The organism is Pseudomonas alkylphenolica (assembly GCF_004025535.1).
GTDB classification, from domain to species: domain Bacteria; phylum Pseudomonadota; class Gammaproteobacteria; order Pseudomonadales; family Pseudomonadaceae; genus Aquipseudomonas; species Aquipseudomonas alkylphenolica_A.
Genome location: NZ_QJRG01000046.1, coordinates 64,168 through 79,752, shown reverse-complemented (window position 1 = coordinate 79,752; position 15,585 = coordinate 64,168). Strand labels below are relative to the sequence as shown.

Here is a 15,585-nt window from a genome sequence, read left to right as displayed (position 1 = left end):
TCAAGCTGGTGCTTTCACTGTTTTCGTCCCTGCACCAGTACCTGATGACCGCGATGCCCGGCAATGCCCTGGACCGGCGCCTGTTGGCGCCAATGCTCGGCTTTGTCCATGCCGGCCTCGGCAAGGCAACAACCAGCCTGCGGATGAAGGACCTGGCGGCGGCAGGCCTGACAGCCAACCCCAACCGGGTGGCGGGCCAGGTGAACTCGCACATCGGGAAGGTACGCGACAACCTCGCGGCAGAGTTCCAGAACGGTGGCGGCGGCAAGTTTTATCAGATCCGCGGTGGCGTGCTCATGGCGCTGATCGAGGGCGTCGTCCTTGGCATCAAATACTTCAACAAGGACAACGGCGACAAGGAGAAGCTCGAATACAAGGCAGCGTTTCTGATCACCACGGCTGCAGGTATCGAACTGGCTGCGCTCGGTGTTCAGTCGGTGGCCACGCGCTTTGCGCCCACGGGTGTGGTGGGACGTGGTGCGGCGATTTCGCTGGGGGGGTTACGGCTTGTTGGTGGGTCACTGGCATTGGTGGGGGGCACCATGCTTGCTTTTATCGACTATGAAGACGGGCAGAAGAGTGCCGAAAAAAAGCACAAAACGCTTGCCTCAGCTTACTTTGCACGATCAGTTGTATCAGGCGGAATTTCAGCACTCGGTGCAGCAGTAGCTTTTTCTTACTCAGGGCCGCTACTGCGATTTCTTGTTGGACAAAATAGCCGGCTCGAATTTGTGCTGACGATAGAGAAATTTGCAGGATCCAGATTAGTACCTGTCTTCCTGCGACTGATTGGTATCGGCAGTTTCATTACTGTGGGGATCAGCGTAGCCATTATTCTTTTGTCCCCAGACGAAATGGAGGAGTGGTGTTGGCATAGCTGCCTCAGAGATTGGAATTCGGGGAATTTACTCAAGCCATTTAAAAATCAGGAAACCGAGCTCATGAAGCTCTATGAGTCACTCCAGGCGGTGAACTAAATGTACCTAATTGAATGGATGTTGTGGTACACGCAGACTTCGAAATCCGAAAGCGAGGACTGGCAGCAGCGGCTTGAAAAGCATGTGGCAAACGCTCATGCAGGAAAGTATAAACACGAGGACAATCTGCCCGGAGTTCATGATCGCGTAAGTGAAGCGCCCTGCGCAGATGGCTCAATCTATGAGTTTAACGAAACTTATATTGAGATAAGGTCCGGCGCGATGGCGGAGCGGCGCGGAGTCATGACATACGCCACGCTTATGATAATTTATCTTCTTTGCGGCTTCGCTTACACCACCGCAGAGATTAATACAGTCTGGTTTACAGGTGTGTATTACTGGGGGAAAGATCCCGCAACTATGGGTGATTACATTTTCGGACTGGTCTTGGCCTCCATGACTACAGGATGCTTTTATCTAGTCTTCCGATATGCACACATCTTTATTCGCCTCGAAAACTTCGTTCAACGCCGACTGCTGATCCGTTTCAACCGAGTTACCCGCCAGGTCTATCTGCACCGACCGCGTTTCGCTGGTGGCATCGCCGTCCTCGACTGGGAGCAGGTAATCGCCCAGTCTGTTGTGGGCGAAGAAGAATCCGCCAACGCCGGTCGGCAACTCCTTCTATTCTGGGACCCCGCCATCACCGGACTCCCCCATCTTCACCTGGTGTTCGTCGGCAAGACCGCCGATGGCACCAGCGATCTGGTCAACCTGTGGGAGTTCATCCGCCGCTATATGGAGGAAGGCCCGCAGTCAGTGCCGGTGCCAAAGAAGCTGCTCGGCAAAGTGCCGTGGCCGTGGCAGTCGGCCATGGTCTCCCTGAACTTCTTCAGGCCGCTGTGGCGCGCCGGGCTGCGCTGGCAGGTCGCCTGCTGGGTGGCGCTGGCCTCTCCGGGCCTTGCAGTGCACGCCACGGGGCACTGGATTTCGCTGTTGCTGTGCTGGGAACCGCGCTGGCCGCGCATCATCCGCGAGGCAGGCCTGCCCGGCAAGCCTGTTCCGCCACTGTCCACCGCTGCCGACTGGCCGCCGCTGCCCACGCTTGAACCCACCAAGAAGACATCAAGACGCACACGCAAGCCACGGAAATCGCAATCCGAACGCGAAGTTTGACCAGGCCCTGCCCGCCTGACACCTGCGACGCTCTGCCACTGCTACCAACGTCGGCGCTGACGAAGCGGCGTCGGCGTGCCAGACTGATTGATCGAGGTTCGCCGTTGCACCGACGGTAGTTCCACCTTTTGTTTCGGAGTCGTCATGTCGCTGTCCAGTGGGCTGATCGCTGTGGTCGCCCTGGCCTATATGGCCATCATGTTCGCTATTGCCTTCTATGGTGACCGCCGAAAAACGCCGCTGCCACCGCGCCTGCGTGCCTGGGTGTATAGCCTGTCGCTGGCGGTGTATTGCACCAGCTGGACCTTCTTTGGCGCCGTCGGCCAGGCCGCCGAACAGCTTTGGGCGTTCCTGCCGATCTACCTGGGCCCGGTGCTGTTGCTGCTGTTCGCCCCCTGGGTGCTGCAGAAGATGGTGCTGATCAGCAAGCAGGAAAACATCACCTCGATCGCCGACTTCATTGCCGCCCGCTACGGCAAATCCCAATCACTGGCGGTGGTAGTGGCGCTGATCTGCCTGGTCGGCGTACTGCCGTATATCGCCTTGCAGCTCAAAGGCATCGTGTTGGGCGTCAACCTGCTGATCGGCGCCAGTGCCGACGCCACCGGCAGCCGCGTGCAGGACACCGCGCTGGTGGTGTCGCTGGTGCTGGCGCTGTTCTCCATCGTCTTCGGTACCCGCAGCCTGGATGTGACCGAGCACCACCGCGGCATGGTGCTGGCGATTGCCTTCGAGGCGCTGGTCAAGTTGCTGGCGTTTCTGGCCGTGGGTGCCTTCGTCACCTACGGCCTGTTCAACGGTTTCGACGACCTGTTCAGCCAGGCCAAACTGGCCCCGCGCCTGGAGGGGTTCTGGAGCGAGACCATCAACTGGCCGTCGATGGTGGTGCAGACGGGCGTGGCGATGATGGCAATCATCTGCCTGCCACGGCAGTTCCATGTCACCGTGGTCGAGAACATCGAACCGCAGGACCTGCGCCTGGCGCGCTGGGTGTTCCCCGCCTACCTGATCCTCGCCGCGCTGTTCGTGGTGCCGATTGCCCTGGCCGGGCAGATGCTGCTGCCCGGGGTGATGCCCGACTCCTTCGTGATCAGCCTGCCCCTGGCTGAAGCGCACCCGGCACTGGCACTGCTGGCGTTCATTGGCGGCGCCTCGGCGGCCACCGGCATGGTGATCGTCGAAGCAGTAGCCCTGTCGACCATGGTTTCCAACGACATGCTGCTGCCCTGGCTGCTGCGGCGCAACAACGCCGAACGGCCGTTCGAAGTATTCCGCCACTGGATGCTCTCGGTACGCCGGGTGACCATTGTCGTGATCATGCTGCTGGCTTACGTCAGCTACCGCCTGCTGGGGTCTACTGCCAGCCTGGCCACCATTGGCCAGATCGCCTTTGCTGCGGTGACCCAGCTCACCCCGGCCATGCTCGGTGCGCTGTACTGGAAACAGGCCAACCGGCGCGGCGTCTTCGCAGGCCTCGCGGCCGGTGTGTTCTTGTGGTTCTACACCCTGGTGCTGCCGATTACCGCGCACAGTCTGGGCTGGCCGCTGGAGCTGTTCCCGGGCCTGGCGTGGCTGCACGGCAACCCGCTCGACCTGCCCATCACGCCTCTGACCCAAGGCGTGGTGCTGTCGCTGGCCGGCAACTTCACCCTGTTCGCCTGGGTGTCGATTCTGTCCCGCACCCGGGTGTCCGAACACTGGCAGGCCGGGCGTTTTATCGGCCAGCAAACCAGCGCGAGGCCCAACAGCCGATCGTTGCTGGCGGTGCAGATCGACGACCTGCTCAACCTCGCCGCGCGCTTTGTCGGGGAAGAGCGCGCGCGGCAAAGCTTCATCCGCTTTGCCTATCGCCAGGGCAAGGGCTTCAACCCCAACCAGAACGCCGACGGTGACTGGATCGAGCACACTGAACGCCTGCTGGCTGGTGTGCTCGGTACTTCTTCAACCCGCGCGGTGGTCAAGGCGGCCATCGAAGGCCGCGACATGCAGCTTGAGGACGTCGTGCGCATCGCCGACGAAGCCTCCGAAGTGCTGCAGTTCAACCGCGCGCTGCTCCAGGGCGCGATCGAGAACATCAGCCAGGGCATCAGCGTGGTCGACCAGAACCTGCACCTGGTGGCCTGGAACCGCCGCTACCTGGAGCTGTTCAACTACCCCGATGGCCTGATCAGCGTTGGCAGGCCGATTGCCGACATCATTCGCTACAACGCCGAGCGCGGCCTGTGTGGCCCAGGCGAAGCCCAGGTTCACGTGGCCCGCCGCCTGCACTGGATGCGCCAGGGCCGCGCGCATACCTCCGAACGCCTGTTCCCCAATGGCCGGGTGATCGAGCTGATCGGCAACCCCATGCCGGGCGGCGGTTTCGTCATGAGTTTCACCGACATCACCCCGTTCCGCGAAGCCGAACAGGCCCTCAAGGATGCCAACGAGGGCCTGGAACAACGGGTAACCGAGCGCACCCAGGAGCTGTCGCAACTCAACCAGGCGCTGACCGAGGCCAAGAGCCACGCCGAAGCCGCCAACCAGTCCAAGACCCATTTCCTCGCAGCCGTCAGCCATGACCTGATGCAGCCGCTGAATGCCGCCCGGCTGTTCTCTGCCGCCCTCTCGCACCAGGGCGACGGCTTTTCCCAGGAGGCCCGGCAACTGGTGCAGCACCTGGACAGCTCACTGCGCTCGGCTGAGGAACTGATCAGCGACCTGCTGGATATCTCGCGGCTGGAAAACGGCAAGATCACACCTGATCCCAAGCCCTTTGCCCTCAACGAACTGTTCGACACCCTTGGCGCCGAGTTCAAGGTGTTGGCCCAGGAGCAGGGCCTGGACTTCCGCCTGCGCGGCAGCCGCCTGCGCGTGCACAGCGACATGAAGCTGCTGCGGCGGATCCTGCAGAACTTCCTGACCAACGCCTTCCGCTATGGCAAAAGCCCGATCCTGCTCGGCGTACGCCGGGAGAACGGCAAGCTGTGGCTGGAGGTCTGGGACCGTGGCCCAGGCATTGCCGACGACAAGCTGCAAGTGATCTTCGAGGAGTTCAAGCGCCTGGACAGCCACCAGACCCGTGCCGAAAAAGGCCTGGGCCTGGGCCTGGCGATCGCCGACGGACTGTGCCGCGTACTGGGCCATACCCTGGAGGTACGTTCCTGGCCCGGCAAAGGCAGTGTGTTTCGCGTCAGCGTGCCATTGGCCACTGCACCGGCGGTGGTCGTTGCCACTCCGGCGGAACAGGCCGGCCAACCGCTGGCCGGCATGCAGGTACTGTGCGTCGATAACGAAGACAGCATCCTCATCGGCATGAACAGCCTGCTCAGCCGCTGGGGCTGCCAGGTGTGGACGGCACGCAACCGGGCCGAATGCGAAGCGCTGCTGAACACCGGCATGCGCCCGCACCTGGCCCTGGTAGACTTCCATCTGGACGATGGCGAAATTGGTACCGAACTGATGGCCTGGCTACGCACGCGCCTGGGTGAGCCGGTGCCCGGTGTCGTCATCAGCGCCGATGGCCACAGCGAAACCGTGGCCCAGGTGCATGCCGCCGGGCTCGACTACCTGGCCAAGCCGGTCAAGCCGGCCGCCTTGCGCGCCCTGCTCAATCGGCATCTGAGCCTGGCCCAGTAAGGGCGCTGGCGGCCAGCGGGTCGCCTTCGCTCATGGCCCGTTCCAGCAAATCGGCCGGCAGGCTTTTGCTGGTGCGGGCGCCGAGCAACTTCAATTGTTCGCTACGGCTGATCAGGTTGCCACGACCTTCACACAGCTTGTTGCGTGCTGCGCTGTAGGCTTTGTCGACCTGCTGCAAACGGCTGCCGAGCTCATCCAGGTCCTGGATGAACAGCACGAACTTGTCGTACAGCCAGCCGGCACGCTCGGCGATTTCCCGGGCATTCTGGCTCTGGCGTTCCTGCTTCCACAAACTGTTGATGACCCGCAATGTGGCCAGCAAGGTGGTCGGGCTGACGATCACGATCTGCCGGTCGAACGCTTCCTGGAACAGGTTGGGCTCGGCCTGCAGCGCGGCGGAAAATGCCGCTTCGATGGGCACGAAGAGCAGGACGAAATCGAGGCTGTGCAGACCTTCGAGGCGGCTGTAGTCCTTGCCCGACAGGCCTTTGACATGGTTACGCAACGACAGCACATGCTGCTTGAGGGCCGCCTGGGCAATGTCGTTGTCGTCAGCCGCCACATACTGCTGATAGGCCGTCAGACTGACCTTCGAGTCCACCACTACCTGCTTATCGCCCGGCAGCAGGATCAGCACATCCGGCTGGAAGCGTTCGCCGTCGGCACTCTTGAGGCTGACCTGGGTCTGGTACTCGCGGCCTTTTTCCAGCCCGGCATGCTCCAGTACCCGCTCCAGGATCAGTTCGCCCCAGTTACCCTGGGTCTTCTGGCCCTTGAGTGCCTGGGTCAGGTTGGTCGCCTCGTCGCTCAGGCGCAGGTTGAGCTGCTGCAGGCGCTCCAGCTCCTTGGCCAGAGAAAAGCGCTCGCGGGCCTCCTGCTGATAGCTGTCTTCGACACGTTTTTCAAACGCCTGGATGCGCTCCTTGAGCGGGTCGAGCAATTGCCCCAGGTGCTGTTGGCTGGTCTGCGCAAAGCGTTGCTCACGCTCGTCAAAAATCTTCGTGGCCATTTCCGCGAACTGGGCGCGCAGCTCATCGCGCGAGCCTTGCAGATCATCCAGGCGTTGCTGATGGCTTTCCTGCTGTTCGCGCAGCTCGGCACTGAGTGCTGCACTCTGGGCATCCAGGCGGCGCAATTCGGCTTCGCGTGCGCTACGTTCGAGCTGCCAGGCATGCGCGGCGTCACGGGCGTTATCGCGGTCAATCTGCAACAACTCCAGCTCCCGGGCCTGGGCGGCGAGCGTCGCTTGTTTGGCGGCATTGGCCTGGCTCAGGTCACTGATTTCGTCGCGACTGGCATCGAGCTGGGCGAGCAGGCCTTCCTGCGCCATCTGGGCGCTGCTCAGGCGCTCCTCGAACAAGGCCATCTGCGCCTCGCGGGCTGCGTGCCGGCGCTGCTGTGCAAACACCCAACCCAAGCACGGCACTGCGGCCGCCATAATTCCCAGCACCAGGCTGGTCAGATCCAACGCCATTGCCACCCGAACACTCCCACCTGAACACAACGGCTGAGCTTATCAGCCTTGCCGCTGCTCTGCAGTCAGGCGTCTGGCAGTTGCTTGAGCAAGCGTCGGGCTTCCTGGGAGCCTTGCGTGGCGGCCAGCTCCAGCCAGTAGCGTGCCTGATCCGGCTCATTGATCTGCGGCTGGGCGCACAACCGCCCGTATTCAAGCTGAGCGCGGCGGTCACCGGCACGTGCGGCCTGACGCAACAGATCGTGACCAATGCGTCGGTCGCGGGCATTACCGCAATCACGACAGAGCATTTGTCCAAGGCGACTTTGTGCAACCACCACACCCTGACGTGCCGGCTGCTTGAGCAGGCGACCGGCAAAATGCTTGACGTTGGGGTTGTCACCCAGCCGCGGGTTGTCGAGCAGCCACAGGGCCACCTTCAAGGTGAACCGCTTGGGCTCGGGCACGGTCGGGGGAGCGGAAGCAATGGCAGGGATTTTGGTGCGAAACTTCATGACCAACAGCGAAGGCAACTCGAGAGGCGCGCCACTCTACTCCATTTTTCCGACAATGGCCCTGCCGCTGGCGATACTTTTTACAAAATATTTCCATGTTTTTTTATTGACCTCCGGCGAGGAATTTTCCCCTGCCAGAAAGATGCGTAAGGATTGTCCGACACATCGGAAAAAGCTGGCACGCCCGTCCTAGAGCAAGCGCTCGGGACAATCCACAGAAGCTGTGGATAACTCGGTGGACAACCCCCTCCAATGCCCCGCAAACCCCCATGAAATGGGGCTTTGGCTCAAACTGACGATTTTTTCACCAGCTAAAATAAGTGTTTTTTTTCATTGACTTAAGTTCTCGGTCAAGTCATTGGCTGCCTCGTCGACTGCTGTTGCAGCGCTGTAACAGCCGCTGCGCCAAGTGTGTACAACCGCCCCAAAGCAAGGCGGTTCACTGCACGAAATTGGACCGTTCCCTGCGTGATCCCCGCCAGAGGGCCCTTCACAGCAAGGAAAAAACGCGAGATACTGGTCGGCTCCTCTGATGACAAGCCAGCAATCCTTGCCAAGGGTCGGCCGTTGCTGTAGTCTTGCCACCGTTAGTACCAAGCTGAAAGTCAATTCTGGCCAAAGCAGTCCTTACAGCGCCCTGCTCCACCTTGGAACAGCGCCTGTTGAAACCAGGACCGGCCCACTCGATGGTTCCCAGGTAATCACTTCTTACCCTGACCGAACCAACCTGCAGATTGATCAGGATCTTCACCCCGTGGCATAGAACCTCGACCCGGTGTGTTGCCTGCCCTCTGACGTACCTACCAGTCAGCCCAGCGCCACATGATAAATGCGCTCAAAACTGGCTGCCCTGTTCCAGGCAGGTTCTTCGCCCAGACTAAATCACGGCGTCACTGGAACGTTTTAAGTGTGCACGGATCGAAACCGTGTCTATTGCAGGAACATCTAATAACTATGACTCACTCTATCCATACTCAGGCTGCGATTAGCACCCTTTCCCAGGCATTTGCCCCATTGAACTGTCTGATCCTGGCGTCGCGCAACGGCGGCTTCAGTTTCACCCTGGTCAACGAGCACGGCATTGCCCGTCACAGCGAGCGCCTGTACCCCGAGCAGTACAGCCAGGCCGAGCCGCTTCAAGCGGTGATCGAGCGCACCCGTCAGGCCTTGGTGGCCTGACCCGCGCTTCGCTGCAACCGCTCAAGCCCCGCCCTCTCGCGGGGCTTTTTTATGCCTGGCACTTGGCTTTATCGGTTGCGGTACGTTACCCACTGCTCAAACAGGGCCATGCCACCGAGCAACCCGAGAAAAAACACTGCGCCTTTGGCTGACCCGGTGCCCAGCAGCACCACCGCAGGGCCCGGGCAGATGCCCGCCAACCCCCAGCCTATGCCGAACACAACGGCTCCCAGCAGCAGGTTTTTATCGATCTTGGTGTGAGTGAGTGCCGGCAAGCGCTGCCTGGCGATGCCATAGGCCACCGCCACAACGCCGACCGCACCCGCCATGACAAAGGCCAGCGAAGGGTTCCATAACCCGCCAAGGTCGAGAAAGCCGAGCACTTTTTGCGGCTCGGTCATCCCCGAAACAAGCAGCCCAAGGCCGAACAGCAGCCCGCAGGCGAGCGCGATGAGATTGTTCATACGACGCCTCCCAGCACATGACGCAGCAGGTACACGGTGACGATACCAACAGCAATGAATACACCGGTGGCCACCCATGACCGCAACGCGCCGCGTGATACGCCGCAGATGCCGTGCCCACTGGTACAGCCACTGCCCAGGCGAGTGCCGAACCCCACCAGCACGCCAGCAATCAACAACAGTGGGTATGAGGCGTCGATAACGATCTCCGGCAGTTGCCAGATTGCGGCATACAGCAACGGGGCGAACACCAGCCCTGCCAGAAAGGCCAGGCGCCAGGCACGGTCGTGAGCCTGCCAGCGCAACAGGCCGCCGAGAATCCCGCTGATCCCGGCAACGCGACCACTGAGGAGCATGAAGGCCGCGACGGCGCTGCCGATCAACACCCCGCCCAACAGGGCGTGGAACCACGTGAAATGTTGCCAGTCGATCGTCATGGTTAGCCTCGGCAAGGGCGATACAGCGTGGAAAGAGCAATCAATATGCTCTTTTACATTATATAAAATCAGATAATGTTTCCAGCCCGTTTTGCACGGCGCTACTTTTCCGGCCTTTTTTCTCGGAGCCGGTGGCTTTTTTCTTATACTGTGCGCTTCTTCGAGTGACCAGCGGAAACCTCAGGACCTTATGGATATTCAGCAGATGCGTCTGGCAGCTAAAGACGCAGCAGCCGTGTTGCGCTCCCTGAGCCATCCGGACCGTTTATTGTTGCTGTGCCAGCTCAGCCAAGGTGAGCGTTCGGTCGGTGAACTGGAAGAGCTGCTGGGCATCCAGCAACCCAATCTGTCTCAGCAATTGGGCGTGCTGCGTAGCGAAGGCCTGGTCGCGACGCGCCGTGAAGGGAAGCGCATGTTCTATTCGGTGAAAGACCCGAAAGCCCTGCAACTGCTCGGCACCCTGTACGCGCTCTACTGCCCGAAAACCTGAACCTTCTCACCCCGCCTCTTATTCAGATTTCGAATATTGGTATGTATTAATATTACTTTTAAACATTATATATATTGTTTAAAAATCTGCTCCCACGCGGCCAGTGACGGCTGACCTTCAGGAGCAATCACGTGAAATCGATCCCCCCTCTCGCCCTCTGCGTAGCCCTTGGCGCGGCCGCTAGCCCACATGCCTTCGCAACCAACGGTTACTTTGTTCATGGATATGGCATCAAGGCGCAAGGCCAGGCCGGCGTCAGCATTGCCCAGCCACAGGACGGGCTCGCTGCGGCAAACAACCCGGCGGGGACCGCCTGGATCGGTGACCGGCTCGACATCGGCGCCTCGCTGTTCGCACCTGATCGTGGTGCTGAAGTCGAAGGCAACGCGTTCGGCGCCAATGGTCAATACGACGGCAATAATCGCAATTACTTCCTGCTACCGGAGATTGGCTACAGCCATCAGCTGAGTGAGCGATTAGGCGTCGGCCTGGCGCTTTACGGCAATGGCGGGATGAACACCGACTACCAGCAAAACCCCTATGCAGCCTTTGGCAGCCAGGGCAGTGCTGGCGTCGATCTCGCGCAAGTGTTCGTCACACCATCGCTGGCGTACAAATTCACCGAACACCAGTCGTTTGGGATTGGCCTCAATTTCGTCTATCAGCGGTTTGCCGCCAAAGGCTTGAGCGCCTTCGCCAACCCCGCGTTTTCCAGCGATGCCGACAACCTCAACGACCGCGGCCACGACACCTCCACCGGCTGGGGACTGCGTTTGGGCTGGCAAGGGCAGGTAACCGACAACCTGACGCTGGGCCTGACCTGGTCATCGAAAATCAAGGCACAGAAATTCGACCGCTACGCCGGCCTGTTCGCCGACAGCGGCAGTTTCGATATCCCGGAGAACTATGGCGCAGGCCTGTCGTACACGCTGACACCGCGCCTGACCCTCAGTGCCGACGTGCAAACCATCAAATACGGCAACGTGCGTTCGGTCGGCAACGACTTCGACGCCCAGGCCGTGTTCGCAGGCGCGAACTTCGGTTCGAAGGACGGTCCCGGGTTTGGCTGGCAGGACATCACGGTTTACAAGCTCGCGGTCAGCTACGCACTGAGCCCTGAACTGACCGTGCGCAGCGGTTTCAGCCACGCCGAGCAACCAGTGCAGCGCGACCAGACCTTCCTCAACATTCTCGCCCCCGGCGTGATCGAGGATCACCTGAGCCTCGGCCTGACCTGGCAGGTTTCACCAGGCAATGAGCTGAGCCTGGCGTACACCCACGGGTTCGAGCAGGAGGTAAAGGGCAACGGCTCCATCCCGGCGGCGTTCGGTGGCGGCGAAGCCAACCTTAAAATGAGCCAGGACATCCTCGGCGCCGCCTACGCCTGGACGTTCTGAAACAGCCTGCCAGGATGACGGTCAGCTTAACTGGGCAATCAGCACCGCATTGCTATAGATCAGGCTGCCGTCACTGGCCTGGTGGCCGACCAGATGGAACTGGCCTCGATCCTCATGCAGGTAAACGCGCAGCTGGCAGTCAGACAGCGGGCCATAGCCCTCCGGCAATTTCAGGTTCAGCGAGGCCATATCGACATCCAGATAGGCTTCCTTTTCCTGGCTCTGCTGCAGGCGTTTTTCTGCCTCCTCCAGGCGCGTATGGACGGCACCTTCGATGTCAAAGTGAATGTCTTCTATCGGGGTGGATTTCTGCTCGCCGTTGCCTTTGCACCAGCCTTCGATCGTCAGGGTACTCATGGCCAAACCTCATGATGTAGTCCGTTTTTTGATCACTACTGAAGGTGTTGACCGCGACGTCGGTGCAATCGTTCCAGATATGCAGGGAGGGCTCAAACGGCAGGCGTTGACGGGGCGATCCGCTCACTGCACAGGCACCGCGCTAATCACTCCACGGCATATGATTTATAACTAAATGCTGCAAATGTTTTAAAAACAGTCCTTTACAGCGCGAATATGACACTACACTTCAACTCAAGCGGCCGTAGCCGCTTCCGGCGGACCTGCCGACTCTCCAGCTGCCAAGCTCCAGTGTCCGCCGGCCAAATTCAAGTTCGAGGGCATTATGGGTATCGCCGCGAGCGAGTTGAGCCAGTTTGTCATTCGCCCAACCCTGATTTACCTGGACCGCCACTGCGCCGCCGCCGAAGCATTGTTGCTGGGTGTTGCCGCCAGCCAGTCGGCACTTGGCTCGGCACTGCACGATCGCCGCGGCCACGGCCTTTACCGTATTGGCGAGTTGCGCCACCAAAGTGTCTGGGACCAGTTTCTGGCCCGCGACCCGGAATTGGCCAGCCTGGTACGCGGCCTGGCCAGCCAGCATGCGTTCCTCAGCGGCCCGCACCTGGAGTTGACCGTCAACCTGCGCTACGCCACGGCCATCGCCTGGATGCTGATTGAAGAACAAGCCCCCGAACTCCCCGCTGCCGACGATCTTTTGGGCCTTGCGCGCATCTGGCGCCAGACCTTCCAGCCCCAGGGACGCCTGCGCGACTTCACCTGCGCCTGGCAAACCTGCATCGCCCCTGTGACTCTCCAGGCCTGCTGAGAGTCACTGCATTCCATATTCGGAAAATCCCCGCTTTTTTGGTCGGATTGTCCTACAAAACCGCTCTATCTCCTGCGATACAGCCTATAGCGCTGCGGGCGAAATGTTGGTAGTTTTCGCCCCGGAGATCCCAAGGAGTTCTAATAATGAAAAAAGTAATGCTCAAAACCTCTCTTAGCCTCGCCGTCACTCTCGCCTCGACTCAACTGTTCGCCAGCGGCTTTGCCCTCAACGAACAAAGCGTCAGTGGCATGGGCACAGGTTTCGCGGGTCGTTCCTCATCTGCCGATGATGCCAGCACCGTATTCGGCAACCCTGCCGGTATGTCGCGCCTGAAACGTGAACAGGTTACCGTTGGCGCCGCAGCCGTGATCGCCAAGTCCGATATCTCTGGCAGCGGCCGCCCGAGTGGCAACAGCACCGACGGCGACATGGTGCCGTTCGTAGCGGTTCCCATGGGTTTCTACGTCAAGCCGCTGGACGAGCACTGGAGCGTCGGCTTCGGTGTCTACGCACCGTTCGGCCTGGTAACCGAATACGAAGACGATGCCGCCAGCCGTTACTGGGGCAAGAAAAGCTACGTTGAAGTCATCACCTTCCAGCCAACCATCAGCTACGCCTTCAACGACAGGGTATCGATCGGTTTCGGCCCGACCATCAACAAGATCAAGGGTGAGCTGAGTTCCAACATCATCAACCGATTCACTCCCGGCAGCAACGACGGCGAAGTGAAGATCAAGGGTGACGATACCGCTGTTGGTTACAACATCGGCGTGATGGTCCAGGCCACCGACAAAACCCGACTGGGTCTGACCTATCACTCGATGGTCGACTACAAGCTCGAAGGCAATACCAAGATCAACTCGGCCCTGATCGGCCCGTTCAGCGGCAGCAAGTTCGACGCTGAACTGAAGATCAAGACCCCGGAGTCGGTGGACTTCTCGGTCACTCACGAACTGGATGACCAGTGGACCCTCTACGCAGGTAGCACCTGGACCCGCTGGAGCCGCCTGGAAGCCATCACCGTTCAGAACGAAGTACCTGCCCCACTGGCTGGCCAGTTCGCCACCATTAACGAAGACCAGAACTGGCATGACACCTGGGCGCACGCCATTGGTGCTTCGTACAAGCTGAACAAAGAATGGGTACTGCGCACCGGCTTCACCGTCGACCAGTCGCCGACCAACAACCATGACCGTTCGCCACGCATCCCGACTGGCGATCGCAAGGTGATCAGCTTCGGTGCTGGCTACAGCCCAACCGACGACATGACCATCGACCTGGCTTACTCCTACTTGTGGGAAGAAGACACCAAGGTCAACCTGGCGAGCCCAAGCAAGGGCACCTACAACGCCAAGTACGAGAACAGCGCTCACGGCGTCGGTGCATCGCTCACCTACCGTTTCTGATACAACGCTGGCAACACAAAAAACCGCCGGATCCGGCGGTTTTTTTACGCCTGCACAATGGGCCAGGCCTGATCCAGACGATCTTGCAGGTAATCCATGAGCACCCGGACCTTGGGCGTCATGGCAAAACGATCTGCCACGCACAGGTAGATATCCATGGGCTCGGTCTGCGCATACGCTTTGGCGGGTTGAGAGTACTCGAACAGCGCCACCAGTTGCCCGCGCTCGATGTACGGCCGGGCCACGAAGTCGGCCAGGCGGGCAATACCACCATGGTTGACGGCCATTTGCGCCAGTACATCGATGTCGTCACTGATCAGTACATCCGCAAATTCGGCATCGAAACGCAGGCCCTCGCGCACGAATCCCCAACGTAGAAAACGTCCGTCCACCGGGTAGCGAAACACCAGGCAGCGGTGCGCCTTGAGTTGCTCCGGCGCCTCTGGCCGACCGGCCTGAGCCAGGTAAGCCGGTGAAGCGCAGCAAATAAATGGCACCTGGGCGATACGTCGGGCCAGCAGACCATCTTCAAGCTGAGGCTTGATGCGGATGCTGACATCCACGCCTTCCTGTGCATGATTGACGCGACGGTCACTCGTAATCAGTTCAATTGAAAGCTGCGGATAGCGAGCGCTGAATGCGGGTATGAGTGGCCCCAGCACATGACGGGCAAAGGCCGATGACGAGGCAATGCACAGGCGGCCCTTGGGTTCACTGTCGGGCGCAAGAATGGCCTGGTGCGCTTGCTCAAGGTCACGTTCAATGTGCTTGACCTTCTCGTAGTAGAGTGCGCCGCCAGGGGTCAGCACCATGCTGCGCGTGGTCCGCGAGAGCAAACGTACATCCAGGTGGGCTTCCAGCCGGGCGATATTCTGACTGACCGCCGCTGCGCTCAAGCCCAAGGCGCGGGCACCACCGGCAATGCTGCCGGCCTCAACCACCTTGATGAAGCTTTTGATCGAGCCCAGCAAATTCATGCGGATAAATCCGGTATTCGTAAGGTTTTCTTTATAAAGACCTAACGTGCCCGCGTCTACCTGCCTCGCCATTACGCTTGCTAGGCTGCGCACTTCTCTCTACACAAGGAGCCAGCATGACACCCCGCACCGCCACCCGCAGCCGTCGCAAACTCGGCGTGCGCGCCACCCCTTACGTGTTCGCGTTCTACATGTCGGCGATCATGGCCTTACTGATGTGCTTCGTGATCACGGCAGCCGCCACCGGCATCGACGACCAGTACCTGAGCAAGGTGCTCAAGGCCTATCAACTGGCCATGCCGGTGGCATTCGCCTGTGTGCTGGTGGTGCGCCCGATCGTGCTCAAACTGGTAGCGTGGACCGTACACCCCGGCCAGTGAAAAGGCCG

The 15,585-nt window shown here is 60.2% G+C and carries 16 protein-coding genes; 10 read left to right on the top strand and 6 right to left on the bottom strand.

Annotated features, from left to right (window positions below; translation table 11 throughout):
* The 3 genes from DM813_RS28465 to DM813_RS15340 form a co-directional block, all read left to right on the top strand.
* Nucleotides 1–977, top strand: a 977-nt coding sequence (locus tag DM813_RS28465) for a hypothetical protein (RefSeq protein WP_164897257.1), incomplete at its 5' end; no start/stop codon positions are given.
* Entirely contained in the window at nucleotides 978–2,093 is a 1,116-nt protein-coding gene (locus DM813_RS15345) for a DUF6708 domain-containing protein (RefSeq protein WP_128324247.1), read from the top strand.
* A 144-nt stretch (nucleotides 2,094–2,237) separates the two neighbouring features.
* Nucleotides 2,238–5,711: a hybrid sensor histidine kinase/response regulator gene (locus tag DM813_RS15340; RefSeq protein ID WP_128324246.1), complete on the top strand. Its 3,474-nt coding sequence runs from the start codon at nucleotides 2,238–2,240 to the stop codon at nucleotides 5,709–5,711.
* On the opposite strand, the gene rmuC is transcribed toward DM813_RS15340, so the two are convergent.
* Nucleotides 5,683–7,071 (bottom strand): DNA recombination protein RmuC, encoded by a 1,389-nt coding sequence (gene rmuC / locus DM813_RS15335; protein WP_164897258.1) that lies wholly within the window; start codon nucleotides 7,069–7,071, stop codon nucleotides 5,683–5,685. The two genes, DM813_RS15340 and rmuC, sit on opposite strands and share 29 nt — an antisense overlap.
* 179 nt (nucleotides 7,072–7,250) lie before the next feature.
* The gene (locus DM813_RS15330) at nucleotides 7,251–7,679 is read right to left on the bottom strand and encodes a tetratricopeptide repeat protein (RefSeq protein ID WP_128324244.1); all 429 of its coding nucleotides are present in this window, start codon (nucleotides 7,677–7,679) and stop codon (nucleotides 7,251–7,253) included.
* Between DM813_RS15330 and DM813_RS15325 the strand changes: the two genes are divergently transcribed.
* Nucleotides 7,678–7,872, top strand: coding sequence for a hypothetical protein (locus DM813_RS15325; protein ID WP_128324243.1), 195 nt, complete (start codon nucleotides 7,678–7,680; stop codon nucleotides 7,870–7,872). The two genes, DM813_RS15330 and DM813_RS15325, sit on opposite strands and share 2 nt — an antisense overlap.
* 761 nt (nucleotides 7,873–8,633) lie before the next feature.
* Complete coding sequence (locus DM813_RS15320) at nucleotides 8,634–8,858, top strand: hypothetical protein (protein ID WP_128324242.1); 225 nt, start codon at nucleotides 8,634–8,636, stop codon at nucleotides 8,856–8,858.
* Between the two features lie 68 nt (nucleotides 8,859–8,926).
* Here DM813_RS15320 and DM813_RS15315 read toward each other — a convergent pair whose 3' ends face one another.
* Both DM813_RS15315 and DM813_RS15310 read right to left on the bottom strand, forming a co-directional pair.
* A complete protein-coding gene (locus DM813_RS15315) occupies nucleotides 8,927–9,322 on the bottom strand; it encodes a DUF6691 family protein (protein WP_128324241.1) in 396 nt (131 codons plus the stop codon).
* Nucleotides 9,319–9,759 (bottom strand): YeeE/YedE family protein, encoded by a 441-nt coding sequence (locus DM813_RS15310; RefSeq protein WP_128324240.1) that lies wholly within the window; start codon nucleotides 9,757–9,759, stop codon nucleotides 9,319–9,321. The genes DM813_RS15315 and DM813_RS15310 overlap by 4 nt, the downstream gene beginning before the upstream one ends.
* A 190-nt stretch (nucleotides 9,760–9,949) precedes the next feature.
* Between DM813_RS15310 and DM813_RS15305 the strand changes: the two genes are divergently transcribed.
* Entirely contained in the window at nucleotides 9,950–10,249 is a 300-nt protein-coding gene (locus tag DM813_RS15305) for an ArsR/SmtB family transcription factor (protein ID WP_128324239.1), read from the top strand.
* Nucleotides 10,250–10,380: 131 nt separating this feature from the next.
* Nucleotides 10,381–11,646, top strand: coding sequence for an OmpP1/FadL family transporter (locus DM813_RS15300; RefSeq protein ID WP_128324238.1), 1,266 nt, complete (start codon nucleotides 10,381–10,383; stop codon nucleotides 11,644–11,646).
* Between the two features lie 21 nt (nucleotides 11,647–11,667).
* On the opposite strand, the gene DM813_RS15295 is transcribed toward DM813_RS15300, so the two are convergent.
* A complete protein-coding gene (locus DM813_RS15295) occupies nucleotides 11,668–12,003 on the bottom strand; it encodes a hypothetical protein (protein ID WP_128324237.1) in 336 nt (111 codons plus the stop codon).
* Between the two features lie 325 nt (nucleotides 12,004–12,328).
* On the opposite strand from DM813_RS15295, the gene DM813_RS15290 reads away from it, so the two are divergent.
* On the top strand, nucleotides 12,329–12,811 hold the full coding sequence (locus tag DM813_RS15290; RefSeq protein ID WP_128324236.1) for a hypothetical protein: 483 nt from the start codon (nucleotides 12,329–12,331) through the stop codon (nucleotides 12,809–12,811).
* 146 nt (nucleotides 12,812–12,957) lie between these two features.
* Nucleotides 12,958–14,220, top strand: coding sequence for an OmpP1/FadL family transporter (locus tag DM813_RS15285; protein ID WP_128324235.1), 1,263 nt, complete (start codon nucleotides 12,958–12,960; stop codon nucleotides 14,218–14,220).
* A 44-nt stretch (nucleotides 14,221–14,264) separates the two neighbouring features.
* On the opposite strand, the gene DM813_RS15280 is transcribed toward DM813_RS15285, so the two are convergent.
* The gene (locus DM813_RS15280; RefSeq protein WP_128324234.1) at nucleotides 14,265–15,197 is read right to left on the bottom strand and encodes a LysR family transcriptional regulator; all 933 of its coding nucleotides are present in this window, start codon (nucleotides 15,195–15,197) and stop codon (nucleotides 14,265–14,267) included.
* 116 nt (nucleotides 15,198–15,313) lie between these two features.
* Here DM813_RS15280 and DM813_RS15275 point away from each other — a divergent pair, with 116 nt between their 5' ends.
* On the top strand, nucleotides 15,314–15,577 hold the full coding sequence (locus tag DM813_RS15275) for a DUF2798 domain-containing protein (protein WP_128324233.1): 264 nt from the start codon (nucleotides 15,314–15,316) through the stop codon (nucleotides 15,575–15,577).
* The last annotated feature ends 8 nt before the right edge of the window (nucleotides 15,578–15,585 follow it).